Below are 25,606 nucleotides of genomic sequence, written 5' to 3'. Positions count from 1 at the left end.
AAACAATGACATGATCTCGAACAAAGTTTTTGCTTCTCGGATGATGCCGGCAGGCAATCGTCTGCGATCCGGTTGCTAGCGGTATTGACAGGTCTCCCATGGACGAGATTTGTTGGGTGCAGAACAACGGCAATTGCGGGAGGAGCGGGTGCCTGGGATTTATATCCGGCCGGGCGCCATTCGGTGTCTCGGGCCGGTTTCGTCCGGCACCGGGTCCAGGCCGCAGGCAGATGGAGGCGTGTTATGTCTGAAAATCTCTTTTCCGTCCTGAAGACCAATTTCCCGGAGGATCTCAACAAGACCTTCCTGCAGCAGCCTGGCGAGCCGGTGCTCACCTATGGCGGTCTGGTCGAGCGCTCCGGGCAGTTTGCCAATGCGATCGTGGCGCTCGGTGTCAAACCGGGAGACCGGGTGGCAGTGCAGGTGGAAAAGAGCATCGAGGCGATGATCCTCTATGTCGCCACGGTTCGCACCGGGGCGATCTATCTGCCGCTCAACCCGGCCTATACGATTTCCGAGCTGCGTTATTTCCTGGGCGATGCGGAGCCGACCCTGGTGGTGTGCAAACCGGAAAGCCGCGATGGGGTTGCCGAACTGGTCGCGGCACTGCCCGGTTGCGCGCTGGAAACCCTGATGGCCGGCGGCGGCAGCCTCGTGGAAAAAGCGGCGGCGAGCCCCGGCGCCTTTACCGATGTCCCGCGGGCGGCCGACGATATCGCCGCCATCCTCTATACGTCCGGCACGACCGGGCGCTCCAAGGGGGCGATGCTGACACATGGCAACCTCTTCTCGAATGTCGAGGCACTGAAGGCATCCTGGCGCTTCTCCGCCGACGACGTGCTGCTGCATGCGCTGCCGATCTTCCACACGCATGGCCTGTTCGTCGCGACCAACCTGACGCTGCGGTCCGGAAGTTCGATGATCTACATGCCGAGTTTCGATGCGGATACGATGCTGCGCGAGATGCCGAAGGCGAGTGTAATGATGGGCGTGCCGACCTTCTACAGCCGGCTTCTGACCAAGCCGGGCCTGACCCGCGAGGCGACCGCGGGCATGCGGCTGTTCATCTCCGGTTCGGCACCGCTTTCGGCGGAAGTTCACAAGGAATTCTCGGCCAGGACGGGCCATGAGATTCTTGAACGCTACGGCATGACCGAAACGAACATGAACACCTCGAACCTCTATGACGGGGCGCGTATTCCGGGAAGCGTCGGGCCGGCTCTGCCCGGCGTCGAGGTACGCATCACCGACCTCAAGACCGGCGAGAGCCTGCCGCGCGGCGAGGCGGGCGGCATCGAAATCCGCGGGCCGAACGTCTTCAAGGGCTATTGGCGCATGCCGGAAAAAACCAAGGAGGATTTTCGCGAGGACGGGTTCTTCAAGTCCGGCGATGTCGGTTACATGGATGAGGACGGTTATGTCTATATTGCCGGCCGTAGCCGCGATCTCATCATCACCGGCGGCTTGAACGTCTATCCGGCCGAGGTCGAGGCGGCGCTCGACGCGATCCCGGGCGTAGCGGAAAGTGCGGTGATCGGCGTGCCGCATGCGGATTTCGGCGAGGGCGTGGTGGCCGTGGTGGCGCGCCGCAGCGGTGCCGCACTGGACGAAGATGTCATTCGCGATGCGTTGAAGGATCAGCTCGCCAAATTCAAGCAGCCGAAAAAGGTCTTCATCGTCACCGATCTGCCCCGGAATGTCATGGGCAAGATCCAGAAGAACATGTTGCGCGAAGAGTTCGCAAAGACATTCGACTAGGGCTCTGGAAGAACTCCCGATCGGCGATATATGCAAGGTCGCGCAGGACTTCGCCGATCGGGAGAATCATCTTCAGGGGCGGCGGCAAATCTTGTGGCGGACACTTCACATGGACATGGTTAATGAGGTGCCTCGATGCCTCTTTCGACCGTCTCGTGCTTGAGGGGTTGCACATAAACCACAGGTGTACGCCTCCAAAGCGTCACAATTGCCTTTTTTGCCCCGATTGATATTGCCGGACTGCATCCCCTTGATATTTGTCAACTTAACGAAACTTTGCCCAAAAGGATACGCGATGCGGAAGCTTGCGCCCTGCCTCCTGTTCGTTGCAGTTTTGAGTGCTTGTACCGCACCTTCGGACGGTCCGTCCGCCGGCGGGTTCTATAATGCGACCGATCCCCATACGCAGGAGAAGATCCCGGTCATCCGGCTCGCCAACGCGCCGATGGATCAGGTCAGCACTGCGCCTGTGGGGTATTCCGTTTCCGACCAGGGTCTCAGCGTGCTGCGCTCGACGGGCTTTGCCGATACGCGGCTGCGGCGCGGCGATGTCATCGAGGTGACGATCCTCGATACGGGCGAAGAGGGCATGTTCTCTTCGGCGCAAAGCAAGACGCTCAATCTCGGCCGTTTCACGGTCGATTCCGCCGGCACCGTAACGCTTCCGTTCGTCGGCCGGCAGCGAGTTCTGGAATCCTCGCCGGAAGGCCTGCAGTCGCGCATCGTTTCCGGCCTCAAGGGCTCGGCGGTCAATCCGCAGGCGGTCGTTACCGTCGTCGACAAACCGACCAGCGGCTTCACCGTCAACGGTGACGTTCGCTCGGCCGGCCGTTTCCCGCTGACCGCCCGCAAGGAGCGGGTGCTAGACGCGATCGCGCTGGCCGGTGGGGCGTCTTCGGCGCCGACGGCTGCGACCGTTACCGTCATCCGCGGCAAGCAGCGCGCCAGCGCACCGCTCGAGCGGGTGCTGAACGAGGATCGCCAGAACATTTTCCTGCTGCCGGAAGACCAGGTTTATATCGGCAAGGACGCACCGAGCTTCACGGCTTTCGGCGCCTTCAAGAGCGTCGGCGAATTCGAGTTCGAGCCGGGCAAGCTCTCGCTCATGCAGGCCTTCAGCCGTGCCGGCGGCCTGCTGGACGACCGGGCCGATGCCAGCAATTTCTACGTGATGCGCAATCAGCAGGTCTATAGCGCGGTACCTGCGGCGACGGCGAAGAACCCGGGCATGGTGGTTGCCGCCACCACGACCAAGCCGGTCATCTACCGGGTCGACATGAACGACGTTGCCAACCTTGCCCTTATGCAGCGCTTCCAGGTGATGGACGGTGACATCCTCTACGCCAGCAATTCCGGCCTTGTCGATTTCGCCAAACTCTTCACGATCTATCAGAAGAGCCCGGCGACGGCGGCGGCTCCGCTTCCGGGTCGTTGATCGCCTGACAGCCGTCGGAGCTTCTATCTCAAAAAGCCGTCCAGCATGTTCTGGGCGGCTTTTGCGTTTTCGGGTCTTTTGTCCGGCTGCTCATGGATGAGTTCGGCTATGAAAGCGTCGAGGCGATCCACATTCCCTCTGCAGAGAGATAGCAGCTCCGACAGGACGCGTCCGGCCGCATAAAGATCGGAGCGAGCGTCGAGAATTTCTCCGGCCAATTGTTCCGGCGGCGCAAATTGCGGCCGGCCGGCAAAGGCGATGTCGAGTTCCCGGTAGCGGCGCCCGGTTTCGATCGCCACACCGAAATCGGCGATCTTCAGGCGGGAAAAATCCCGGCCGCTGCATAGCAGGTTGGCGGGCGACAGGTCTCCATGGATGAAGCCGGCCTCGTGGAGGGCACCGAGGCCGGAGAGGATGGCGGTGATGATCTTCGTGAGATCGTCGGTCGAGAAAGGCGCATCAGCTGTAAAACCGGAGAGGTTCTGGTCCAGCCATTCGAAAACAAGCGCCGGCCTGCCGTCGCCAAGCCTCAACGCGGTTTCGGTTGCGACCACGTTCGGATGGCGGATCGCCATGCCGATTTTGGCCTCTCGCATCAGCAGCTTGCGGGCAATCGGGTCGCCGGCCTGATCCGGGCGCAGAATCTTGATGACGTGAAGGCTGCCGAGATCGCGGTGGCGGGCACGATAGACTTCGGTCGTGGCGCCTTCTTGGATGCGAGCCTCGAGCGTGAATGTGTTGGCGATGATCGACCTGTCTTCTGCGGAAAGACGGTCTTCCGCGCGGTCCAGTGCGTCACGCACCTGATCGATCAGGAAGCGGCGCTGTTCCAGGTCACGCGGTCCGTCCTCTCCGACCGTCAGTGCTCGCCAGAGTGTTGCGAAATTCCGCGCGACCTCGCCGAAATCCGCATCCGCATCATCAGCCACGGCCGGCGCTCACGTCGACAACCAGAGCGCTGAGGTTTTCGCGGCAGTTGGCGATCAGGGCTTCCTGCGCCAACACGGCGGAGACTTCATCGAGATCGGCGGAAAGCAGAATTTCGGCAATCCCGCGTTCGGTGAGAACCCGGGGAAGCGGATTGCTGCACAGCAGGAAGCGGTCGCCCGGTCGCAATTCGTCCAAGAAAACATCCGGCGTGAGCTGGCTGCGAAGCCCGAGGCCGCGGGCGAGAGAACGCTTCATGCCGATCGCAACATGATCGCGGGTAAGGCAGCGCATCATCCCGTCGCGCAGAAGATAGCAGCGCGCATCGCCGGCCCAGAGGAGCGCGAAGTTTTCCGCAAGCGCCGTAAGCACGACGATACTGGCCGAAGGCGAGGGGCGGTCCGGCACCATATGCGCCGATTGCAGCAGCCCATGCGCCCGGCCGAGTTTGCCCTTGATGTCCTGGACAAGTGCTTCGATCGTCTCTTGGGCGGCGATCTCGTTCAGCACGCCGGTCGCGGTTACGCCGGCTTCTGCAGCATCGGCGCCGTCGCCCACGCCATCGGCAATCGCGAAGATGGCGGGCGTCGTAGAGGAAAAGACGCTGTCGGCATTGAGCGTCAGCCGCGTTCCCGGATGGCTGGCGTAACTATGCGACAGGCGCAGACTTATAGTCTTGACGAGAGGTGCGACTACGGGCTTCGGAGAAGGTTCTGGAGGTGGCGCTGGCACCGGCTGCATGGCAACCGGTCGGTCCATGCTGGGCGCGGGGGAGGGATCACCCGTCAGAAGCCGCAGGAAATCGTCGGGGCGGGGTCTGCCATTGACGTGAAAGCCGCGCATCTGCCGGTCGCCCGGATCGGTCCTCCACCAGAAGGCGCCGGGGGATGCACCGCGCTGTCTGACGTCCGTTTCGAATTCGCCCGCCCGCGGCGTGCGCAGGCGCTTCAAGCCGGCAGTGAAGAAATCGATGTCGAAATCGCGCCGGCCGGCGGTTTCCGCCATGCCTTCGGCGGCCGTAAACCAGGTGTCGTCGAGGCAAAGGCCTCGCGGATCTTCTGTAAAAGCATGCAACTGGGCGGCGATGACCAGCGGGAAGCTGCGTCCCACCCGATCGAGGCTCGGCACGATAACGCCGGCGATCGTCGCAGCCCCCCAGAGACCGTCTTCGACGATGAAACGCCAGCCGGGCATGGCCCGGAAACGACGTTCCCAATCCTTGCCGAATTCCTGCTGGATCGCCGAGAGGCTTTCCTGGAGCCAAGCATCCATGGCGTTCTGCACCGGGCGGCCCAGCCCGGAGGAGACGAAATCGCCATGGGTCGGCAGCTTGCCGAAAAAGCCGATCCGATCGATCTCGGTGGGCGTCGGGTCGAGGGCGGCACGGACGGCCATGGTCTACCGATCAGAACTGTGTCGGGCAGGAAAAGGCGCTCAGCGCCTCCAGCCGGAACGGGTTGAGGACTGAGCCGAACTGCACATCGAATTCCGCCTTCTGGCCGTTGCGCTCGAACTTGGCGCGGAACAGATCGCCGCCCTGTACCGAAAGCTGGGCGTCGTCGAACAGCCGGAAGGGCGACCAGTCGCCGTTTTCCGTCAAGGCTTGCTGCCAGCCGCCGGGCTGGAAGGCGAGCCGCGAGACGTTGCTCGCTTCGGTCGACGGCCAGGAGATCGATTTCGACTGGATGGGGCCATGGAAATAGACCACCCGCTCGCCTTCGATTTCCAACATGACGGCATTGGCGCTGTCGGTGAGCGAGACCGGCTTGATGTTGATGGCGACCGACGGGCCTTCGCTGCCGGCGGGGAAGAAGGCGCGGTTGATCTTGTCGGCGTTTTCGAACTGGGCAATCGCCTCGCTCGGAATGCTGGCCGAACCGAACGTGCCCTTCCAGCCCCAGGGTGAGGAACCGGTATCGACGAAAGCGGCGAGCTTGTCGCCGAAGAAGGTTTTGAACAGGCCCTTGGGGCCGAACAACCGGATGAAATCGCTCATCGCCACATCGCGCGGCGATTCCCGGTCGAAGGGATAACGACCGCTGACGACGTTGGAGCAGAAGTTTGCACCCTCCGCTGTCCATGCATCGCTGATGCGCGAGCGAGCGGATTTGACAGCGAGCGAACCGACATCGGCCGCAACGCCGGCCATCCAGGTATCGATGGGAGGTGGCAGCTGGCGTGCCTGCTGCAGGAGATCCTGGTTGGCGGTAGTCAGCTGGCTGTCGACATCGAAGACCTTGGCGACCTCTGCCGAAGAGGTTGTCGCGCGGGAAAGCTGTTCCTGCACCTTCTGCAGCACCGGTTTCAGCTGGGCGATTTTCGATTTCGGCGCGTCCTGCGATTGCGTCATCGGCAACTGGCCGGATTGCGGCGCTTCAAGTGCCTCGCGAAGGCTGGCGAAAAGATCCGGTGCATTGGTAACGCCGGCAAGTGCCGTTGTCGAAGCCGGCAGACTGTCGCCGGCGGCGGATGCGACCTCGGCGCCGGAGCGGCGAAGATCGGTGGAGGTCACGATCGACCTTGCCAGACCTTCGACCGGGTTTGGTTCGCTGGCCAGGATGCGGGTGGTTTCGGCCGCATTGGCGATGGTCTGGGATGGCTTGATTTTCAGATCGGCCAGCACGTTCGTCCAGCGCTGTTCGAAATTGTCGAAATAGAGCTGCAGTGCTGCCTGGGCGATCGTGTCGATCGTCACCCCGGCCGGATTTGCCTGACCGCGCACCCACTCCTCTTCGACGGCTGTGCGGGCTGCATCGGTGACGCGGGGAAGCACGACCTGACGATAACCGATGCTCGAATAAAGACCCGGAATGCCTTCGTTCAGCGCGGTCTTGGAGGTGCGTTCGAAAGCCTTCTCTCCAAGCGGACCGAGGGCCGCGGCAGGCGTCCAGGCGGGCAGCATACGGGAGGAGCGGTAATTGGCGAGCATCCGATAGGCGCGGTCGGCAATGCCTTGCGGACGGATCGTCTCGCGTGCCTTGGCGATCAGAGCGCTGTCGAGTTCGATCGGCGGCAGAGCTCCCTTTGCCATGGCATTGGCATGGATAATCAGGGCATTGCGGGCGGCGGACCGGCCTTCGCCGGGGTAAAGCCTGGTGAACATGTCTTCCGCTTCAAGCGAAACGAAATCCGCGTCCATCGGGCCGAGGCCGCCCAGCATGCCGTAGAGTTTCAGGGCGTCGAATGTGGCGGTCACATCCGTCGTGGCGGTCATGTCCTTTTGCAACTGAACCAGCATGCGCGGCAGGAGCAGCGCATTGAGTGCCCGCTGATAGGCATCCCGCTGGCGGCCGGCGACCTTGTCTTCCTGGTCCAGTCCGAAACTGACAGGCCAGACGCGGGTTTTCGAGAAATCCGTGGTGACGGCGGCGAGATTGTCGAGCGCCGGCAGAACCCGCAGGAAATCCGCGTCGTTGACATCGCGCACCGGCACGCCGCGCGCGAGTTGCTCATAGGCGTCGATCCGCCGTTCGGCGCTGGCAATCGCAGCAGCATTCTGGAAATAGGTGGCGGTCCAGCTGGTGAGGACCACGGCAAGCGCAATGGTCGCCGCCGCATAGGCCGCGCGACGGAAATAGACCTGGCGGCGGGAAAGGCGCTTGTCGCGGGCGACGAGCGAGGCCTCGTCGAAGATCACATCCTTGAACAGGCGGGAGAGGAAATAACTGCGGCGGGGGCGGGAAGCGGCTGCCGATACGGTCTCATCGGCCTGTGTGCTGGAAGCGAAATAAATGCCGCGCAGCATGGGTGGTTCGATAAGTTTCGATCCGGAGCAAAGCTCGACCATCACGTCGTGCAGTCGCTCCTTCAACGAACCGAGTTCGGCGGGAAAGCGGAAGATGCGGCCACGCAGTTCCGGGTTCGGCTCCTGCTGTAGCCGTTCGATCAGCATGGCGCCGACGCGTTCCTGCAGAAGGGCAAACTCCTGAAGGAAACGATCCGGCAGATCGGCTGCCTTGTAGCTTTCCTCGAGGCCGAATGTCGTGCCCCAGACCTGTTCACGGTCACTCTTGTTGAAGCCATCGAAGAATTCGACGAAACCGGTCAGAAGATCGGCCTTGGTCAACACGAGATAGACCGGCACGCGGGCTTGAAGGTGTTCGTCGAGTTCGCCAAGCCGCTGGCGGATGGCGCGGATTTCTTCGCGCTGTGCCTCGGTATCGCGGGTCAGCAGATCACCGATCGAAAGCGTCAAAAGCGCGCCGTTGATCGGCTGCGAGCGGCGGTATTTCCTGAGGAGCCCGAGAAACCCTTCCCAGCCCGCCTTGGCAGTGCCGTTCAGGTCGTCCTGGGTGGTGTAGCGGCCGGCGGTGTCGATCAGGATCGCTTCGTCGGTGAACCACCAATTGCAGTTGCGCGTGCCGCCGATGCCCTGCACCGAATTGCTGCCCATCGCGTCGCCGAGCGGGAATTTCAGGCCGGAATTGCTGAGCGCCGTGGTCTTGCCGGAGCCTGGGGCGCCGAAGATCACGTACCAGGGAAGTTCGTAGATATAACCGAACCGCCTGCGGGTGATGCGGCGCAGAAGCTGCAATGCCTCCTTGAGGCGGCTGTGGATCTCGCCGACTTCCGCCTGTTGGCTGGCGGCGGCTTCGCTTGCCGCATCCCGCTCGATGCCTTCGACGAGTTGTTTGTCGCGGCGGCGATCGCGGATGGTGGTGACGACGAGATAACCGATCCAGATGGCGATGATGATGCCGATCAGGATCAGCCGGTTGTTGGTGCTCGCCAGCGGTTTGAAATTGCCATAGGCGGCGAGGTAACCGTAGAACCAGATGACGATGCAGACCGCCGCCACCCAGATGATCGAGATAAAGCGCCGTCCGAGGAGGCCCGCATAGGCCTCCACATAGGAGCGCATTGTATAGAAGAAGCTTAACGGGTTCATCGTGCAGCTCCTCCTGCAGCAGGCGCAGTTTGATCATCCGGCCTTGCAGCCTGCACCGGCGGGGCCTTGAGGCCTGCGTCGGTCAGCCGTTCCGAAGGATCGGTCAGGACCAGTATTTCCGTGCGACGGTTCATCTCGCGGCCTTCAGGCTTGGCATTGTCGGCGATCGGATCGCTGTCGGCGCGGCCTTCGGTCAGGATGGCGTCAGGACCGGCATAAGAGGCGAGAATGTCGCCGACGGCCTTGGCGCGGGCCTCCGACAAGTGCCAGTTCGAAGGGAACTGGATGGTACGGATCGGCACGTTGTCGGTATAACCGACCACGACGGCCCGGAATTTTTCCGCCGCCAGCGCCCCGCCGATCCTCTGGATCAGGTCGTGGAACTTGTCGCTGACTTCGGCGCTGCCGGTGTCGAACAGGCCGGAATTGTTGATCCGCACCAGAAGCCGGCCGTTGGAATCCGACAGCGTCACCAGCTTCTTTTCCACCTCCGGCTGGAGGAAGGCGAGAAGGTTGTCGAGACGGCTCGGAGGCGGGGCCTGTTTCGGTGGCGGCTCGACCGGAGGCGTGGGTTTTACTTCCACGACCGGTGGTTTGGGTTCGACCGGCGCCTCCGGGACCTTGATCAGCACGCTCGGCGTTTCGCGCGGCGACAGATTGGCAAGGCGCTGGAAGGTGTTGTCGGATGCGCCATTCAGCGAGAGCGTGAAAAACAGATAACCGAGCGCGAAAATCAATGCCAGGATGGAAAGCAGTGTCCAGAGCGCAACTGCGGTCCGCAGTGGCTTGTGGCGGGCGGAAACGCCCTTCCAATGCGGTGAGAGTTCCCGTTCGAACACGCCATATTGGCCGAGCAGCGTCTTGTAGAGACTGTCGCGAATGCGGCCGAGTTCGAGATTGCCGCGCGGTGAAACGCGGGTGCGGCCCTCGAAGGCGAGCGAGAGGGATAGATAGATGAGGAGCAGCAGGTCCTTGTTGGCGCCGGGGCTCTGATGGAAATGGTCGAGCAGGTCGAAAACGCGATCGCCGCCGGTGACATCCATATGGAAGGTCGAGACCAGGCCGGAACGCGCCCAGCCGGCACGCACGCCCCAGGGCTTGCTCAACACCACGTCGTCGACGGTGGCGCAGACGACATAATGGGCAGCGCGGGCACGGTCGGGGCTGATGCGGGCGCTGGCGAGATCGCGCTCGTAGCGGCCGACCGCCTCGACCGCAACCTTGCGGAGCTGGTCGATATCCGGTTGCTCGTCGGTCGTTCTCAGCGCATGGGCGAGATTGAGGAGCGGAGCGGCCGAACGCACCAGCGTCGGCACCTCATCGCCGCCGAAGCGGAAATTCTTGACCAGCGTTTCGACCGACCAGCCGCCTTTATTGACAGATTGCGGCTGGGCGTTCTTGTCCGGAGCGCTTTCCGGAAACTCCAGGACATCGTCGAGCATCTCGGCCATCTTGCGGGCCGATTGCTGTTTCTTGACGCCGTCCTCGGTCACCTCGACGATGGTCGGCTGGCTGTTCCATGCGGATGCGGGTTCGTTCTTCATTCTCTAAGGGCCCACAGTTCCAGTTCGATACCCGGGAATTCGCCGGCGAGATGCAGTGCGATGGCGCCCGATGTGTCGAGTTGCTTCCAGAGAGGGTTTTTGGTGTCGAGTTCGAAATAGATCGTGCCGGAGCGGTAAGGCAGCTGGCGCGGCAGAACCGGCAGCGGCCTGACGGGAATGCCCGGCAATGCCACGTTGACGAGTTCGGCGATGCGTTCCACTGGGCCGACCTTGATCTGGGCAGGCAGCTTGCGGCGGACGTCTTCGGCCGACATTTCCGCCCGCACCGCCAGCACGAAGCCGGCATCCTTGAGCAGCGAGCGATCGTTGATCGTGCCGACCCGGACGCCATGGCGGCGCTCGGCAAGCTCGATCGCGACAGCGGACTGCTCCAGCACGGCGGACAGAGAGGCGCGCAGGTCGTCGTAGACGGCAGCGAAAGTCGCCTTCAGGTCGTCGTGGCGATAGGGCGGGAAATCGGTCGCCCGTTTTCGTTCGGTGGTGAAGGTCGCAAGCTCGCCGGCAAGCTGGATGCAGGTCTCGTAGAACTCGATCGGGTGCATGCGCGTCGCGTTGGCGGCAATATGCTTCAGCATCGGATCGGCACGGTTCAAGATCTGCAGCAGGAAATAGTCGCCGACTTCGGCCGTGCCGCGAATGGTCGGGTCACCGATCCGCTCGGCGATCGCTTCGGCGCGGTGGCGGACGATGCCGAGAAGTTCGGTCATCAGCTCGGTCAGACGGGCTTCGGCCGCACAGTTGAGGCTCGGTGCGATGAATTCCGGATCGAGGATGACGGCGCGGTCGGAGCGCACCTCGATGATGCGCGCGAGCCCGATCAGTTCGTAGCCGGCCAGTTCGTCACCGGTCTTGAGGTAACGCATGCTGAGGCGGCCGACATCGATCGGCGCCATGAAATCGGTCTCGACATTGGCGTCCGGCGCTTCGTAATGCGAGGCGACGAGGCGGACGCTGTTGAGCTTGGCGCCGCCATTCAGCGCCACATCGGCCTTTCCGGGCTGGCGGGCCGGAAGCGCCAGATAGACGACGGCATTCTTGGTGTTTTCGTCGAGATCGAGCGGTGGCGGCAGGTCGGCGTCGATCGGTGCCTCGAAAGGCGTGCCATCCGGCATGATGCCGCGCAGGTTGGAGAGCGCGAACTGACCGATCGCCAGCGCGCTGCGGTCGATGCCGATTTCGGAGACGCCCCAGGGATAAGGAGTCAGTCCGCGGGTCGTGGTGCGAACCAGCCGTTCCGTCCAGCGGTCCGCTTGCTGGAAGTGCTGCACGCGAAGGAACATGCCCTCGCTCCAGGCCACCCGGTTCTCATTCCTCATCTCTGCCGTCTCCTTGTATCGGCATGGATTTGCCTTCCGGGGCATCCATCGCGCGCATCATCGCGTCGCGGAAAAACTCGCGGATCGACAACGTGCTGCCGTGTTTTTCAAACTGTGCCTTGTAGGCCTGCCAATAATCCCGGTTGCGGCCCCATGGAGGCGCGAGGCGCATTCCGCGCGAACCGGCATCGACATGCGATTCCAGAATACGCGGCTCCATCCGGCCGGCTTCGCGGAGCAGTCCTTCGAGAGCGGCGTTGAACTTCATCTGCCGGCCGAGCAGAATTTCGACGCGGAAAACGAGCGCGTCTTCCGCGTCGCTGCCGAAAATGTCGGATGCGACGGCGGGCTGTGGCTGTTCGATTTCGAAGACGGCGAAAGCATCCGCAAGGGATTCTTCGAGCCGGCCGAGCAGCGGCTCCAGCTTCTGCGCCAATTCGCCCGACTTGCCGATCGACAGGCGCGGAAAAGCATCGAGCAAAGGGTCTTCCGGCGGACTGTTGTCATTGACGGTTTCGAGCATTTCGACCGGCCGGACGCGCATGGCGGGGGCGGAAACATGCGGAGCAGCACCATGTTCGAGATGGCTGCCAAAGTCGGAGCTACCGTCGGAATTCCAGTCGTCCGGCAATATCTTCGAGGCTGTGCTGATTTCCGGCGGGCCGCTCCAGCCGATCTCCACATTGCGGGAAGAGGCGGCACCGTTCTTCTTCTGCGGGACCGGAATGGACCAGTCTTCCGCAACGCGTTCTCCGAGAATGCCTGTCGCGGTGCGTCCGCCCGGCGCGATATCGGCGAGGATGGCGGAGATGGTCAGCGGTTCGTCGCTCAAGGCAAGTTTCGCATCCGGATCTTCGACATCGTGATCCTTCTCGCCGGAAATGTGGACGGAGAAAGCCATTTCGCCGATTTCCAGCCGCGCACGATCGGAGAGGCGGGTGACTTCGCCCTCATGCACGATAACGCCGTTCACCGTCGATCCGTTGGCGCTCTGGTCACGCAAGAGAAAACCTTCGCGGTCCCGCTCGATCGTGCAGTGCAGTTTCGAGACCGAACGCTGGTCTGCCGGCACCTGCCAGTCGCAATCCGCGGCGCGGCCAAGCGTGCGACGGCCGCGTTCGAGGGTCCAGCTGGAACGGATCGGTGGCGGGGCGCCGCCATTGGCGATCTGCTTCAGTTCAAGCCGCATGTCCGCCTCCTTCCCTTGCCGTCGACAGGCGTTCGACGATCACCGCGTCGCCGCTGTCCTTTGCTGCCGGTGCCACGCGTGCCCAACTGTTCCAGCCGAGGCGCGGCATATCTGCGGAATTGGTGCCGAGCTGGCAAAAGGGAATATCCTCCTTGCGGAGAATGACCTGGATATCGAAATCCAGTGCCGCGCCGACATAAAGACGTGCCAGGGCAAACACCTCCGTGATGTTGCGGCCACCGGGTGCGAGCGACAGATATTCGGCATAACTGAGCGGGCCGACTACCACCCGGAAACCGCCGCTGAAATCGCGGATCGCGGCACCCGCCGTGGCGTTGACGCCGAGCTGCACGCCTTGCGCATGTCCCATGCGGCTGCGCTCCTCAACCGGGATCGTCAGCCAGCGGCCGCGGAACAGCTCGATCTCGACCGGCAGGCCGGTGAACTCTTCCAGCATGGCCCGCAGATTGGCGGGATTGCGGTTGCGGGCTGCGAAAAAGCCGGAGAAGCGCAGGATCAGGTCTTCGTTGACGCCGCTTCGCTCCGTCAGGCGCTTGGTGCCGAAGCCGGCCAGTGCCAGAAGCGTGGTGATAAAGGCATTGTCCCGGCGGTTGGCGCCCCAGCGCAGCCGGCGGGCGATGCGGTATTTCTCGCAGGCATCCGCAAAAAGCTCGGCCATGCGGGCGCTGAACAGGTCGAAGAAGCTTGCCAGCGCTTTCGACCTGTTGCGCTCCTCGCGCAGGATAATTTCATTATAGGCTGTCGGCATCGAGCCGAGCGGGCCGATCAACCCGGCAAATGCGCTTTTGACTGATGCCCGCAGGCCCTTGCGCCTGAAACCGCTGATGGCGAGCGGCGCGGGAGAGACGCCGGTATGGGATGCGACGTCCAGCTCGATACCCTGATCTTCCGCGACGGCTGCCTGCGCCACGCGAAACGCCGTCACCGGCTCGAAGCGACCGGGATCGCGTTCGAGCAGGTCCGCAAGCGGGTTGCTTGCCGTGCCGGTCGAGGTTTCGGGTTTGAGCGTCGTCAGGTCCATGGTCCGTTCGCGTTCCTCTCAGAGCAGGGGTCGTTCGGCGGCGCGGGCCGGCCAGGTGGCGATGGGTTTCGATTGCCCCTTCATCGACACGGTCAGCCGGGTGAAACTGTTGACCGAGGTGTAGAGGCTGAAGAAGCGGTCGAGCACGGCGCCGAACAGATAGGCAGATGGCCGGTCGATGGCGGCAGGATCGAATTCCAGCGAGACCTCCGTGCCGGGCACCATGCCGCCGCTGCCGAGCCGGGCCGTCGAATTCTCGGCCTTGATGCGGATCAGCGCATCGACGAGCTGCTTGGTTTCCGGGCTGTCGCGGAAAGCGTAAAGCGACAGGATGTCCTTCAGCGCCGCTCCCTCATTGTCGAACAGGGAAAGGTGGTTGAGCAGCAGATGCGAGACCAGCCGCCAGTTCCGGCCTTCCTGGTCGTTCATGCGGACGGACGGCGTCGGCGGGATCAGCGCCTCGACGCCGGCCACCGCCTCATGGCCGGAAGCCAGCTGCAGAAAAGGATGGCCGCCGCCGAAAGGGAGCTGTTCCGGCAGGTCGCGGTTGAGGCAGAGCGTATCGACGCTCGCCACCGCATCCATCGGGCCAGCGACGCGGCGGTTGCGATCGACGAAGGCGATCTCGGTGTCGCTGGTGCCGTCATCCTCATCGAAGCGACGATAGGTCTGCCAGTAGGAAGCGCTGTTGCCGGCTCGCTGCGAGCGGCCGAAGAACGGCTGGCAGAATTCCTCCTGGCCGCGCGAGCCGGTGAGGATCACCCGGTCGACCGAATAGATTTCCCGCGTCCGCTGCCGGCGGGCATCCGGCAGGAGGCGGTATTCGGTGCGAGTACCATCGACCGAGATCGGCTCGCAGGTCTGGCGGAAGAGATTGACGACGGGGGCTGAGTTGAGCGTGAAATCGCGGACCGAGACGGCTCGCTCCAGCTTTGCGTCCGTTTCGTCCAGATAGATGAAGATTTCCAGCGTTTCGCCCTTCCAGGCGTCCAGACCCTCGATATCGAGGAACAGGAATTTCTGCGGCAGGGCGAAAAATTCTGTCAGCAGCCGGTAGCCGATGAAGCTTGGGGCCGGATAGGGCAGCATGGCCTGTTCCGGCTCGAAGCCAACCGTCTTCAGATTGCGTTTTGACAGGAAAACCGGCTCGCGGTCGTCGGCATGTTGGGCAAGTGCAATGCCGAGCGTGTGGTTGGCGAGCAGTTCATGGATCGCCACGGCCTGCTGCCAGGGCGAGGGAATATGCAGGCGCAATCGGCTGACGCCGAGTTCGCCGAACGGTTTGCGTGGATCGAGCGAGCGGATCGACAGGCGCAGGCAGCCGGCAATCCCGTTATAGGGAGAAAGCGGCGCGTTGACCGGCTGGCCGGACAAGACGGCGGCGGTAATCTCGATCGGCGCCATCTCCACGTCCTGCGTCGTACGAAAACGGCAGGCTTCGCCGCCGATCGGTTCGGCCAGGATTTCGGTGTGGCGCGGGACGGTCTGCACCGATGCCAACGTATCGGTGGGCTTGAAGCGGACGATGCTCATGGACGGCAGCGGCGCCAGATAATGCGGATAAAGCGTTTCGAGCAGTCCGTCCGTCAGCTCCGGGAATTCGTCGTCCAGCTTCTGGCGCACACGGGCGGCAGAATAGGCGAAACTCTGGATCAGCCGTTCGACATGCGGGTCGTCAGCGACATCGCCGGTCATCCTGAGACGGCCGGCGATCTTCGGGAAGGCGTCCGCAAAACGCGCCGCCCGGCGGCGCAGCGCCAGAAGTTCGTCATTGTAGCGGTTGAGAAAGCCTTCAGCCATTCGCCGCCTCCACGAGGAAACGCTGGGTGGAGGGGTCGATCGTCGATTCGAAGCTGATCGGCGGCATGCCCTCGTGCAGACGGAAAGTCGCCTGGATGCGCATGCGCAACGCCCGCTCGGTCATCGTCCGGCTTTTGAGAATGGTGACGCGGATATCGGAGAGGCGGGTCTCGAACATTGAGATGCGCCGCTCGATCATCCGGGCAAGCTCGAGCTTGGCTTCATCCGTGACGAGATTGGCCGAGACCATGCCGTCGACGCCGTAGCTTACCAGCGCATCCTTGAGTTCGGACAGGATGGCGGGCGGCGCTTCCGGGCAGCGGCGGGTATTCAGCAGGGCTTCGAGATCGCGGCGGATCGATTCTCGCATATCGCGGACCTGATCGACGACGCTCACCGGCGGATCGAAGGCACGATCGGGCGCTTCGTCGACCAATCGATCAAGGATCGAACGGGCAAGAATGCGGTCGCGCGGGCGGTACCGTTCGAGCGGATCAGCCATGGGCGACCTGTCTGCTTCTTGCCGCTGCCGCGACGGTTTCGAGATTTTCCGTATCGTGGAAGGAAACGAGCTCGTCGCCGGCGAGGAAACAACGCTGGCCACGGCCGGTGGTGATGCCGGTCGGCTCGTCGACCCAGTCCGTCTCGCGGCCGAGCTTCAGGACGGCCTCGCCCGTGGTGCCGGTGCCATGATAGATCGCCGGCAGAAGAACATGGGCGATCGCCCCGTCGATCAGCGACAGTTCGGCACGTCGGAAGGCGAGGTCACGGGGGCGGGCGATCGGCTCGACGGTCAGCGCGGCGATCTTGGCGAAATCGATCCACAGATAGGCGCCGCCGGTCATGATCACTTCCAGCGCATGCGGGGTGCGGTCGTCGAGATCTCGGAAATCGGAAACCCGCTTGCCGTTCCACAGCATCGGCCGCTCGCCGCGGGCGTTATCCAGCGCCGCAAGGGCTGCCTGCGTATCGGCGGCATCGCGCAGGCGATGGGCGATGCCGAGCTTGATCCCGAGCTTGTCGAGATCGCTCGGACCCTGTGGGAATTCCGGCACTGCGCCGCTTTGATACCAGGCGTCACGCGCCGCCATGCCGCGCAGTTCGTTGCGCAGGAGGGCAAAGCCCATGGTCGCGTCGGGCGCGAAGGTGACGGCCAGGCTGCACTGGTTGTCGGCCTTCTCGTAGTCACCGGCCAGGACCAGGAGGTCGATGTAGAGATGGCGCGCTTCCTGATCGGACGGATTGGTCTTGAGACGCGCCTTCGCCAGATCGAGTGCGTCGTCGAGAGCGTTGTTGCTGAGCGACTGGGCGATGTTTTCGGACAGTGTCATGCGGACATCCTTTCAGGCGTGGCGACGGCGCTGCGGGTCGTCTGGCCCGTGTTCGCGGTCTCGGCGATGAGGTGGAAGCTCGTGGAAACGTCATCGAGCTGGAAATGCGGCTGCAGGCGGACCGTGCAGGAGAAGGTGCCCGGTTTGCCGGGGATTTCCGCCACGGTGATGCCGGCGGAGCGCAGCGGATAGCGGGTGCGCAACAGAAGATCGGCATCGTCATTGCCGAGCGTATAGCTGGTCAGCCACTCTTCCAGTTTCCGCTGGATCGAGTTCGCGTCGGAGAGCTGGCCGATCTCGTCGCGCATGATCACCTTGAGATAATGTGAGAAGCGGGAGGCGCAGAGCACATATTGCAGCATGGCGGCGAGCCTTGCGTTCTGGCGGGCATGCTCGTTGGAATAATGCGGCGGCGCGTGCAGCGACTGGTTGGAATTGAAGATCGCCGAGGCCGACAGATAGGTGGTCGCCACCGGGATCAGGCCAAGATCGCAGAACTGCTGTTCCTGTCCGCTGGTCAGGCGGATTTCCACCGGCGCCTGGGCGGAGAGCCCGTTGCTTTCGGTGCCGAAGTCATAAGGCCGAAGCTCGGCATTGCTCAGGAGGCCGCCATCGACCCTGTCCTGGGTCACGCCGCGGATATCGGCAAACCAGCCGGACTCGATGAAGTTGCGGATGACGATGGTGGCGAAGGCGAAGGCGCCATTGCCCCACAGCAGCGAACTGCCGTCAGCCTCGACCTTTTCGCGGAAGGGAAAACCGTCATCGCGGCGGCGGTCATAGGCTTCGAGCGGCGAGCGCATCAGGATGCGCGGTGCGACGAGGCCGAGGAAGCGCGAATCCTCGCGGGCGCGAAGACTGTTCCAGCGGATACGGGCCGGATCGCCTGAAAGCCAGGAAAAATCCTGGACGCGGCCGAGTTCGTGGAAATCCTCGAGCCCGATCGCCCGCGGCGATGCACCGGCGACGAACGGGCAGAAGGCGGCGGCGGCGACCATGCCGAGCTGCGTCAACGTGCTGACGGCATCGCCATCCTTCGGCTCGTCCGGCGCAAGGTGATAGTCGCCGATCATCAGGCCGTAAGGTTCGCCGCCCGGCATGCCGAATTCGCGGCTGTAGATCAGTTCGAAGAGATGGCTTTGGTCGAAATCCGCGGCACGTTCCATGCCGCGCGCGAGATCGCGCCAGCTTAAGCCCAGCAGCTTGATCTTGACGTCGGTGCTTCGGCCGGCTTCGCGAACAAGCATGGCGAGGCCGCGCCACCGCGCTTCCATGGCCTGGAAGTCGGGATGGTGCAGGATCGCGTTTACCTGGTCGTTCAGCGCCTCGTCGATCAATGCGATCAACTGGTCCGCCCGACGCCTCCACTCTGTGTTCGAACCCATCGTCGTCCTGGCTTTTGTCCGGAATTGCGTGAAAACAAATTCAGGAGGTCACGCGCGGCGAGGGGGCGCCGCGCGTGCCGTCGCATCAGGATTTGGAGGGTATCCGAGCGACCATCCGCAGAGAGGTCGTCAACTCCTCCATCTGCAGCCAGGGGCGCATCCAGGCCACCGCGTTATAGGCGCCCGGCTTGCCCGGGATTTCCTGAACGGTGACCTTGGCATCGCGCAGCGGGTACTTGGCACGAGACTCTTCGCCGGCTTCGTCATTGGCGTTGACGTAGTTGGAAATCCAGCGGTTGAGCCAGGCTTCGCAATCTTCCGCTTCCATGAAGGAGCCGATCTTGTCGCGGCCCATGACCTTCAGGTAGTGGGCGAAACGAGACGTCGCCATCATGTAAGGCAGGCGGGCCGAGACGGCGGCGTTGGCATTGGCTTCCGGCCGGTCGTAGAGCTTCGGCTTATGGGTCGTCTGGGCGCCGAAGAACACGGCATAGTCGGTGTTCTTGTAGTGGCACAGCGGCAGGAAGCCGAGCTTGCCGAGTTCGGCGTCGCGACGGTCGGTAATGCCGACTTCCGTCGGGCATTTCAGGTCGAGGTCGCCGTCGTCGCTGGCGAAGATATGCATCGGCAGGCCTTCGACCTTGCCGCCGTTTTCCGCGCCACGGATCGCCGTGCACCAGCCGTTCTTGGCGAAGGCTTCGGTAAGGCGGGTGCCCATGACGTAAGCGGCGTTCATCCAGCAATAATTGTCATGCGGCAGCTCGCCGGTCTTGGAGCCGCCGGTCTCATCGTAGTTGAACTCATCGATCGGGCTGGTCTTCGGGCCATAAGGCATGCGGGCCAGAACGCGCGGCATGGCAAGCGTCACGAAGCGGGAATCGTCGCTGTCGCGGAAGCTGCGCCACTTGGCATATTCGACCGTATCGAAGATCTTTTCGAGATCGCGCGGCTTTGCCAGTTCGCGATAGTCGTCGAAACCGAACATATGCGGGCTGGCTGCCGAAATGAACGGCGCGAAGGCGGCCGCGGCGATCATCGAGACGCCCTGCAAGGTCTGGACGTCGTCGAAGGAATTGTCGAATTCATAATCGCCGACGATCGCGCCCATCGGTTCGCCGCCCGGCGTGCCGAATTCGTCTTCATAGACGGACTTGAACAAGCGCGACTGATCGAATTCGACCGCCTTGGCGAGATCCCTGGAAATGTCGCGCTTCGACGCATTCAGCACGCGGATCTTCAGGTTGACGCTGGTCTCGCTGTTCTTGACGAGATATTGCAGGCCGCGCCAGGAGCCCTCGAGCTTGACGAATTCCGGCGCCTGCATGATGGCCGCAAGCTGCGCTGAGATCGTCTTGTCGATTTCGGCGATCGCATTGTTCAGCGTGATCGTCAGGTTGCGGTCATAGGTGACCGTGCCCTTGAGGGCCTGATCGGTGAGGGTGCGCAGCAGGTCCTGGGCACGGTTCGGTTCAGTCTGGCGGGTTGCCGCGACGACCTTGGAGAGCAGGTTTTCGTCCGGAACGAAATCGACCTGTTCCTTGGTCTGCAATTGCGTGTCAGCGCTCATGTCTCAAATCCTTGTTCTGGTGAGCTGCACATGCCGTAAGTGTTGACGCCTTCGGCAAAAGGGCTGCTCAGCCAACGAATGGGAAAGAATTTCAAAGCACGCGCGGTCACCCGCGCGCCGAATTCGCTCAGTTCACGGCGTCCTTGGTCTCTGCCTTCTTGTCACCACCGAGCTGGTTGATGAGCTGGGAGAGATCGGCCTTGTTCTGCAGGATGTCTTCGAGCAGGCGTTCCAGCTCTTCCGAGCGGTCGGCCTTGCTCATCAGGTCGCGCAATTCGTTGCGTGCATCGAGCAGCGCCTTCAGGGCCGGCACCTGGTTGACGATGGAACCTGGCTCGAAATCGTCCATGCTTTCGAATTTCAATGAAACCGGAAGCTCGGTTCCGTCGTTCTGCAATGTGTTCTCGACGGAAATGGTGAGGCCCGGGGTCATGCGGCGCATCACGTCATCGAAATTGTCGCGGTCGATCTGGACGAACTTGCGTTCGCCGAAGGGCTTGAGCGGCTGGGTGGGATTGCCGGAAAAATCGCCGAGGACGCCGACGACGAAGGGCAGTTCCTTAACCACCATCGCGCCTTCGGTTTCGACTTCATACTTGATATGGACCCGCGGCTTGCGAACCCTTTCCAGTTTCTGATGCACACTTTCCATCGGAATTCTCCTTCATGCCATCGGCAGATTGTGAATGCGGACTGTTGCGGTTTGCCTCGGCGGTGCGCAGAGGCGGCGGTTTGCCCTCAACCTCCCCTGTCGGTCGAGGGCTGGATGCCGGCCGCCGTTAGCACCGCGTTACGCGCATGCTGTTCGGGCAGAAGCTCGGCAAGAAGCTCGGAAAAATCCATGCGGCCGCGACGCACCAGCGTTTCGATCGACATGGAAATCGGTGAATGGGGTTCGGTGCGTCGGAAATAGCGCGCCACCGCGACCAGCATCTCGAACGCCTCTTCGCGGGAGCGAATCATGTCGGCGCTGATTGAGCGTGGCTGCGGCGCGGCCTGCGTTTCCGCCTCGTTCGTATTGGCCGGATGCAGGTCCGGCTTGTGAATTTCGGCCTGATCTACGGCCGGAGCACTCGCCTCTATTCCGGCGAGAACGCGAATTGCGGAGGCGGCCTCTTGCAAAACATTGCGGGTATTCGAGCTCGGTGGCGCCTGATCGCCGCAGCGGGCATCAAGTATAGCGACCAGCCGGTCGAAGGCCGCGATGCATTCCTGGAGTACCTTCAGGTGGCCTGACATGGCTGCGACACCGGATTCCGTCGCCGCCTGCTGCAATTCCTCGCGCCTTTGGTTTTCGGTCGACCGTTGGGAAAGCTGGAAATCCCAGAGCGAAAACTGGGCGAATTTTCCACCGGGGATCAAGGAAGTCAGGCGAATTGCCTGAATGATCGTGCCTTCGCCGCCGACGCCGTTGAGGCCCGCGAGCGGCGCGAACCTTTCCTCGAAATCGTCGTCGCCGATCGAGTGAAGAGAATCGAAATAGTTGTCTAAAAGCGACGCAAGTGCGTCATAGACGTCGCGCAATCCTTCAAAGCCGCGAAGCCGCAGCTGAGCCTCCGCGAGCCAGGCCAATACTTCGATGTCTTTGCTCTCGGAAGAAAGAATTTGCAACCCGAGATTGTTAACATCCTGCCAGGCAGGTGAAAGTCCAATAGTTTCACCCGGGACTATACCCCGTTCTGCGGTCCTGGCGGCGCTTCTGGCGTCCTTAATTCTATAGTATGTTGCACGCAGCGAAGTATTAGTTCGCACGTTTTCTCCACATGGAGGGTCTTTATCAAATGCATTGGCAATTTTTAACACATTCACGCTGTCATATTCTCCAAAAATGAGAGCATAAATTCGTGGGCAATTACTGTGTGGTTCATATACTGGATTGTCAACCTCAAAAGAAAGGTGACAGTTTGATGACGACTGTCGAAATCGCTGTTTTTTGACATAGCGCAAATTTTTATCTCGGCAAGGGCTAGACAATGACGAGTAACCGCCCTAGTTGTCGCCTCACATCTCGAAAGAACACTGCACTCGTCAAAAAGACAGGAACTGCCGGATGTCGCATATCGATCTCAACCGTCTGATCCGGACCCTTGAGCCAAATTTGCGTGTCGGTCTTGAGACAGCCGCTTCACTTGCTGCACGTCATCAGCAGCCGGTCGTCGAGGTTGCCCACTGGCTGCGCGCCCTACTTGATAATTCTGAAATTACCGCCGTTTTCGAAGAACTTAGTGTTTCCTCGGAAGCGCTTCGCACCGAGCTCGATGCAGCCATTGCCGATATTCGTCGGGAAGACGGCGCATCGCTTGTGCTGTCCCAGAACGTACTGTCGCTGGCCCGGGAAGCCTGGGTCGTTGCGTCGCTGCAATTCGGACGAAACGCGGTTTCGTTAGCCGACTTGCTTGCTGCACTAACCACAGATCAGGCATTGCGGGTCGTCGTGCGCGGCATTGCGCCTTCCATGCGCGGCCTGGACCGGACACGCCTCGACGATAAGCTGGAAAAGGCGAAGTCCAGCCAGGGCGATAGCGCATCCGAGCCGGTTTTTTCGAAGCCGGCTTTTTCATCGCCTTCAGACAACGAATTCCTGCGTCTCTATACCCGTGACATGACGGAGGACGCGCGTTCCGGCAAGATCGATCCGGTGATCGGCCGTGATCGGGAGCTGCGCCAGCTGATCGACATCCTGATGCGGCGGCGGCAGAACAATCCGATCCTGGTCGGCGAGGCCGGCGTCGGCAAGACGGCGGTGGCCGAAGCGCTGGCACTCGAGATTGCCGCCGGCAGCGTGCCGGAGCGGCTGAAGCCGGTAAAGCTGATGCTTCTCGACCTGAGCCTCTTGCAGGCCGGTGCCGGTGTGAAGGGCGAGTTCGAACGGCGCCTGCATGGCGTCGTCGATGCGGTAAAGACTTCACCTGACCCGATCATTCTGTTCATCGACGAAGCGCACGGCCTGATCGGCGCCGGTGGGCAGGCGGGACAGGGCGATGCGGCCAATATCCTGAAGCCAGCTCTGGCGCGTGGTGAGTTGCGGACAATCGCTGCGACCACATGGAGCGAATACAAACGCTATATCGAGAAGGATGCGGCGCTGACCCGTCGTTTTCAGGTGGTCCATATTCAGGAGCCGGACGAGGAGACCGCGGTGCGCATGCTGCGCGGCGTCGCCGGAAGCCTGAAGGTCCATCACAGGGTTCGTATCCGCGACGAGGCGCTAGTCGCCGCTGTCCAGCTTTCGGCTCGTTATATGCCGGCCCGGCAATTGCCGGACAAGGCGATCAGCCTGATCGATACCGCTGCGGCGGCCGTCGCGCTGGCACGCCAGACGTCGCCGGAAGCGCTGAAGCTTCTTACCAACGAACGCAGCCTTCTGGAAACCGAGGCCAAATGGCTTTCCGGAGAGCCGGAGACGCCGGAAAGTGCCGAGCGGCTTGCGGAGATCGAGCGCGAATGTGCGGCGATCGGCACCGAGATCGAGGCGCTGACGACAAAATTCGACGAAGAGATGCGGCTCGCCCGGGAGGCGGATCGCCTGGAGGGGTTGTTCGCTGAAGATGAGGCCGTGATGCCTCTGGCCCCGGCGGAAGAGGCGGAAGGCACGAATGTCGCGCCATTCCCGCCACAGTCGATGACGCCGGAAAGCGCGCGTGCTGCATTCACGACGACGGAACGCAGTCTGGCGTCGGTGGCAGGTGAATCGCCATTGGTGCCGCGCGTCGTCGACAGGGAAGCGGTGGCTGCGGTCGTTGCCCGCTGGACCGGCATTCCCGTCGGCAAGCTTTTGTCCGATCAGGTCGAGACGGTGAAGACGCTCGATGCGCGGTTGAAGGAGCGGGTGCTCGGCCAGGATGCGGCGATCGAGCGGATCACTTCCGCCATGCGCGCTGCCCGTGCCGGTCTTTCCGATCCGCGCCGGCCGCCGGCGGTTTTCCTGCTGGTCGGCATGTCGGGCACCGGCAAGACCGAGACGGCGCTGTCGCTTGCCGACATGCTCTATGGTGGCGGCCAGTATCTGACCACGATCAACATGTCCGAGTTCAAGGAAGAGCATAAGATTTCCATGCTGCTCGGTTCGCCCCCCGGTTATGTGGGGTATGGCGAAGGTGGCGTGTTGACGGAAGCCGTGCGGCGCCGGCCTTACGGCGTGCTATTGCTCGACGAGGTCGACAAGGCACATCCGGGCGTCCAGGAAATCTTCTACCAGGTGTTCGACAAGGGAACGTTGCGCGACGGCGAAGGCCGCGACATCGATTTCAAGAACACCACGATCTTCATGACGGCCAATACCGGCTCCGAACTGCTGACCGCGCTCGCTGCCGATCCGGATACGATGCCGGAAGGCGAGGCACTGGAAACGCTGCTCATTCCCGAGCTGCAGAAGCATTTCAAGCCGGCCTTCCTCGGCCGCACGACGATCCTGCCGTTCATGCCGCTGACCAGCGAAACGCTGTCGGGCATTGTCGATATCCAGATCGGCAAGATCCGCGAGCGCGTCGGCTCTGCCTATGGCACGGCGCTGACCTTGTCTGCGGAGGCACGTGAAGCTCTGATTTCTCGCGCCAAGACAAGCGAGATGGGCGCCCGCGCCATCGAGATCATGATCGCCCGCGATCTTCTGCCTGTGCTTTCGACTTTCTTCCTCGACGCGGTCGCGGAAGGTCGGAAGGTCGCCGGCATCACCATTCATTTTGACGAACAGCGCTTCGGCATCGATGCCGATAAGGCTGCTGTTCCACCGGAATTCGCCGAACCGGATCATAGCCGGCAGGCGGATGAAGAACCCTCGGGCCGTAAGCGCGTCCGGGGAGGAGCAAGACGAAAGGCACTTAAGCCTTAGCCGCAACTAGGCATTTAATCCGATAATAGGAGCTGATAACATGCCGATTTATCTGCAGATCGACGGTATCCAGGGTGACGCGACTCACGAGCAGCACCGCAAGTGGATGGACATCGAAGCCATTCACTGGAACGTTGCCCGTAACATGAACACCTCTGCAGGTTCCGCAGCGAACCGCGAAGCTTCCGAGCCGACCATTTCGGAAGTCATCCTGACCAAGGTCAGCGATTCCTCCTCCACGAAGCTCTTCCAGGAAGCGTGCTCCGGCCGCACCGGCAAGCGCGCCGTCATCCACCTGGTCACGACCGGCAATCCGGGCGACACCTATATCGAATACGCGCTCACCAACACGCTGATCGCCAACTATTCGATCGATTCCAACGGCGACCGTCCGATCGAGACGATCAAGCTGAACTTCACCAAGATGGAAGTGAAGTACACGCCTTACGACGAGAACCACTCGCCGCAGTCGCCGATGATCGCGTCCTACGACCTGTCCACGGCCAAGGCCGCTTAAACAACAGCTCAATAGTCGCGACGCCGGCCTTTTTCGGCCGGCGTCGTGTCCATGT

18 protein-coding genes are annotated in these 25,606 nt (G+C 62.2%); 4 read left to right on the top strand and 14 right to left on the bottom strand.

Translation table 11 applies throughout. The features are described from left to right. Positions 1-243: 243 nt before the first annotated feature. Both KX729_RS28110 and KX729_RS28105 read left to right on the top strand, forming a co-directional pair. Complete coding sequence (locus KX729_RS28110; RefSeq protein ID WP_219745796.1) at positions 244-1,758, top strand: malonate--CoA ligase; 1,515 nt, start codon at positions 244-246, stop codon at positions 1,756-1,758. Positions 1,759-2,053: 295 nt separating this feature from the next. After that, the gene (locus KX729_RS28105; RefSeq protein ID WP_219745795.1) at positions 2,054-3,193 is read left to right on the top strand and encodes a polysaccharide biosynthesis/export family protein; all 1,140 of its coding nucleotides are present in this window, start codon (positions 2,054-2,056) and stop codon (positions 3,191-3,193) included. Between the two features lie 23 nt (positions 3,194-3,216). On the opposite strand, the gene KX729_RS28100 is transcribed toward KX729_RS28105, so the two are convergent. The 14 genes from KX729_RS28100 to tssA all read right to left on the bottom strand — a co-directional run bounded on the left by KX729_RS28100 (position 3,217) and on the right by tssA (position 21,955). Then, the gene (locus tag KX729_RS28100; RefSeq protein WP_219745794.1) at positions 3,217-4,122 is read right to left on the bottom strand and encodes a serine/threonine-protein kinase; all 906 of its coding nucleotides are present in this window, start codon (positions 4,120-4,122) and stop codon (positions 3,217-3,219) included. Further along, a complete protein-coding gene (tagF, locus tag KX729_RS28095) occupies positions 4,115-5,515 on the bottom strand; it encodes a type VI secretion system-associated protein TagF (RefSeq protein ID WP_219745793.1) in 1,401 nt (466 codons plus the stop codon). Before tagF ends, KX729_RS28100 begins: the two co-directional genes overlap by 8 nt. Positions 5,516-5,525: 10 nt before the next feature. After that, on the bottom strand, positions 5,526-9,008 hold the full coding sequence (gene tssM / locus KX729_RS28090; RefSeq protein WP_219745792.1) for a type VI secretion system membrane subunit TssM: 3,483 nt from the start codon (positions 9,006-9,008) through the stop codon (positions 5,526-5,528). After that, on the bottom strand, positions 9,005-10,552 hold the full coding sequence (gene tssL, locus KX729_RS28085) for a type VI secretion system protein TssL, long form (RefSeq protein WP_219745791.1): 1,548 nt from the start codon (positions 10,550-10,552) through the stop codon (positions 9,005-9,007). The genes tssM and tssL overlap by 4 nt, the downstream gene beginning before the upstream one ends. Then, entirely contained in the window at positions 10,549-11,889 is a 1,341-nt protein-coding gene (tssK, locus tag KX729_RS28080; protein ID WP_219745790.1) for a type VI secretion system baseplate subunit TssK, read from the bottom strand. The genes tssL and tssK overlap by 4 nt, the downstream gene beginning before the upstream one ends. Beyond that, positions 11,879-13,078 (bottom strand): FHA domain-containing protein, encoded by a 1,200-nt coding sequence (locus KX729_RS28075; protein ID WP_219745789.1) that lies wholly within the window; start codon positions 13,076-13,078, stop codon positions 11,879-11,881. The genes tssK and KX729_RS28075 overlap by 11 nt, the downstream gene beginning before the upstream one ends. Further along, entirely contained in the window at positions 13,068-14,120 is a 1,053-nt protein-coding gene (gene tssG, locus KX729_RS28070) for a type VI secretion system baseplate subunit TssG (RefSeq protein ID WP_219745788.1), read from the bottom strand. Before tssG ends, KX729_RS28075 begins: the two co-directional genes overlap by 11 nt. A gap of 18 nt (positions 14,121-14,138) precedes the next feature. Beyond that, positions 14,139-15,920, bottom strand: a complete 1,782-nt coding sequence (tssF, locus tag KX729_RS28065; protein ID WP_219745787.1) for a type VI secretion system baseplate subunit TssF — start codon at positions 15,918-15,920, stop codon at positions 14,139-14,141. After that, a complete protein-coding gene (gene tssE, locus KX729_RS28060; RefSeq protein ID WP_219745786.1) occupies positions 15,913-16,422 on the bottom strand; it encodes a type VI secretion system baseplate subunit TssE in 510 nt (169 codons plus the stop codon). Before tssE ends, tssF begins: the two co-directional genes overlap by 8 nt. Then, the gene (locus tag KX729_RS28055; protein ID WP_219745785.1) at positions 16,415-17,251 is read right to left on the bottom strand and encodes a type VI secretion system accessory protein TagJ; all 837 of its coding nucleotides are present in this window, start codon (positions 17,249-17,251) and stop codon (positions 16,415-16,417) included. The genes tssE and KX729_RS28055 overlap by 8 nt, the downstream gene beginning before the upstream one ends. Then, complete coding sequence (tssC, locus tag KX729_RS28050) at positions 17,248-18,636, bottom strand: type VI secretion system contractile sheath large subunit (RefSeq protein ID WP_219745784.1); 1,389 nt, start codon at positions 18,634-18,636, stop codon at positions 17,248-17,250. Before tssC (KX729_RS28050) ends, KX729_RS28055 begins: the two co-directional genes overlap by 4 nt. A gap of 85 nt (positions 18,637-18,721) precedes the next feature. Continuing rightward, the gene (tssC, locus tag KX729_RS28045) at positions 18,722-20,203 is read right to left on the bottom strand and encodes a type VI secretion system contractile sheath large subunit (RefSeq protein WP_219745783.1); all 1,482 of its coding nucleotides are present in this window, start codon (positions 20,201-20,203) and stop codon (positions 18,722-18,724) included. 127 nt (positions 20,204-20,330) lie between these two features. Next, positions 20,331-20,855, bottom strand: a complete 525-nt coding sequence (tssB, locus tag KX729_RS28040) for a type VI secretion system contractile sheath small subunit (protein ID WP_219745782.1) — start codon at positions 20,853-20,855, stop codon at positions 20,331-20,333. Positions 20,856-20,941: 86 nt separating this feature from the next. Then, positions 20,942-21,955, bottom strand: a complete 1,014-nt coding sequence (gene tssA, locus KX729_RS28035; RefSeq protein ID WP_376776089.1) for a type VI secretion system protein TssA — start codon at positions 21,953-21,955, stop codon at positions 20,942-20,944. 298 nt (positions 21,956-22,253) lie between these two features. Here tssA and tssH point away from each other — a divergent pair, with 298 nt between their 5' ends. Further along, positions 22,254-25,034: a type VI secretion system ATPase TssH gene (gene tssH / locus KX729_RS28030; RefSeq protein WP_219745781.1), complete on the top strand. Its 2,781-nt coding sequence runs from the start codon at positions 22,254-22,256 to the stop codon at positions 25,032-25,034. A gap of 40 nt (positions 25,035-25,074) precedes the next feature. Continuing rightward, positions 25,075-25,551, top strand: a complete 477-nt coding sequence (locus tag KX729_RS28025; RefSeq protein WP_219745780.1) for an Hcp family type VI secretion system effector — start codon at positions 25,075-25,077, stop codon at positions 25,549-25,551. Positions 25,552-25,606: the final 55 nt, after the last annotated feature.

The sequence above is a fragment of the Neorhizobium populisoli genome, from assembly GCF_019430945.1.
Lineage (GTDB): Bacteria > Pseudomonadota > Alphaproteobacteria > Rhizobiales > Rhizobiaceae > Neorhizobium > Neorhizobium populisoli.
The sequence above is the reverse complement of the archived record's forward strand: the minus strand, read 5'-3'. Positions and strand labels throughout refer to the sequence as shown.

Bases quoted from the DNA above. Each gene is read 5' to 3' on its own strand.
- KX729_RS28110 (WP_219745796.1), top strand. From the start codon at position 244: ATGTCTGAAAATCTCTTTTCCGTCCTGAAGACCAATTTCCCGGAGGAT.
- KX729_RS28105 (WP_219745795.1), top strand. From the start codon at position 2,054: ATGCGGAAGCTTGCGCCCTGCCTCCTGTTCGTTGCAGTTTTGAGTGCT.
- tagF (WP_219745793.1), bottom strand. From the start codon at position 5,515: ATGGCCGTCCGTGCCGCCCTCGACCCGACGCCCACCGAGATCGATCGG.
- tssM (WP_219745792.1), bottom strand. From the start codon at position 9,008: ATGAACCCGTTAAGCTTCTTCTATACAATGCGCTCCTATGTGGAGGCC.
- tssL (WP_219745791.1), bottom strand. From the start codon at position 10,552: ATGAAGAACGAACCCGCATCCGCATGGAACAGCCAGCCGACCATCGTC.
- tssK (WP_219745790.1), bottom strand. From the start codon at position 11,889: ATGAGGAATGAGAACCGGGTGGCCTGGAGCGAGGGCATGTTCCTTCGC.
- KX729_RS28075 (WP_219745789.1), bottom strand. From the start codon at position 13,078: ATGCGGCTTGAACTGAAGCAGATCGCCAATGGCGGCGCCCCGCCACCG.
- tssG (WP_219745788.1), bottom strand. From the start codon at position 14,120: ATGGACCTGACGACGCTCAAACCCGAAACCTCGACCGGCACGGCAAGC.
- tssF (WP_219745787.1), bottom strand. From the start codon at position 15,920: ATGGCTGAAGGCTTTCTCAACCGCTACAATGACGAACTTCTGGCGCTG.
- tssE (WP_219745786.1), bottom strand. From the start codon at position 16,422: ATGGCTGATCCGCTCGAACGGTACCGCCCGCGCGACCGCATTCTTGCC.
- KX729_RS28055 (WP_219745785.1), bottom strand. From the start codon at position 17,251: ATGACACTGTCCGAAAACATCGCCCAGTCGCTCAGCAACAACGCTCTC.
- tssC (WP_219745784.1), bottom strand. From the start codon at position 18,636: ATGGGTTCGAACACAGAGTGGAGGCGTCGGGCGGACCAGTTGATCGCA.
- tssC (WP_219745783.1), bottom strand. From the start codon at position 20,203: ATGAGCGCTGACACGCAATTGCAGACCAAGGAACAGGTCGATTTCGTT.
- tssB (WP_219745782.1), bottom strand. From the start codon at position 20,855: ATGGAAAGTGTGCATCAGAAACTGGAAAGGGTTCGCAAGCCGCGGGTC.
- tssH (WP_219745781.1), top strand. From the start codon at position 22,254: ATGTCGCATATCGATCTCAACCGTCTGATCCGGACCCTTGAGCCAAAT.
- KX729_RS28025 (WP_219745780.1), top strand. From the start codon at position 25,075: ATGCCGATTTATCTGCAGATCGACGGTATCCAGGGTGACGCGACTCAC.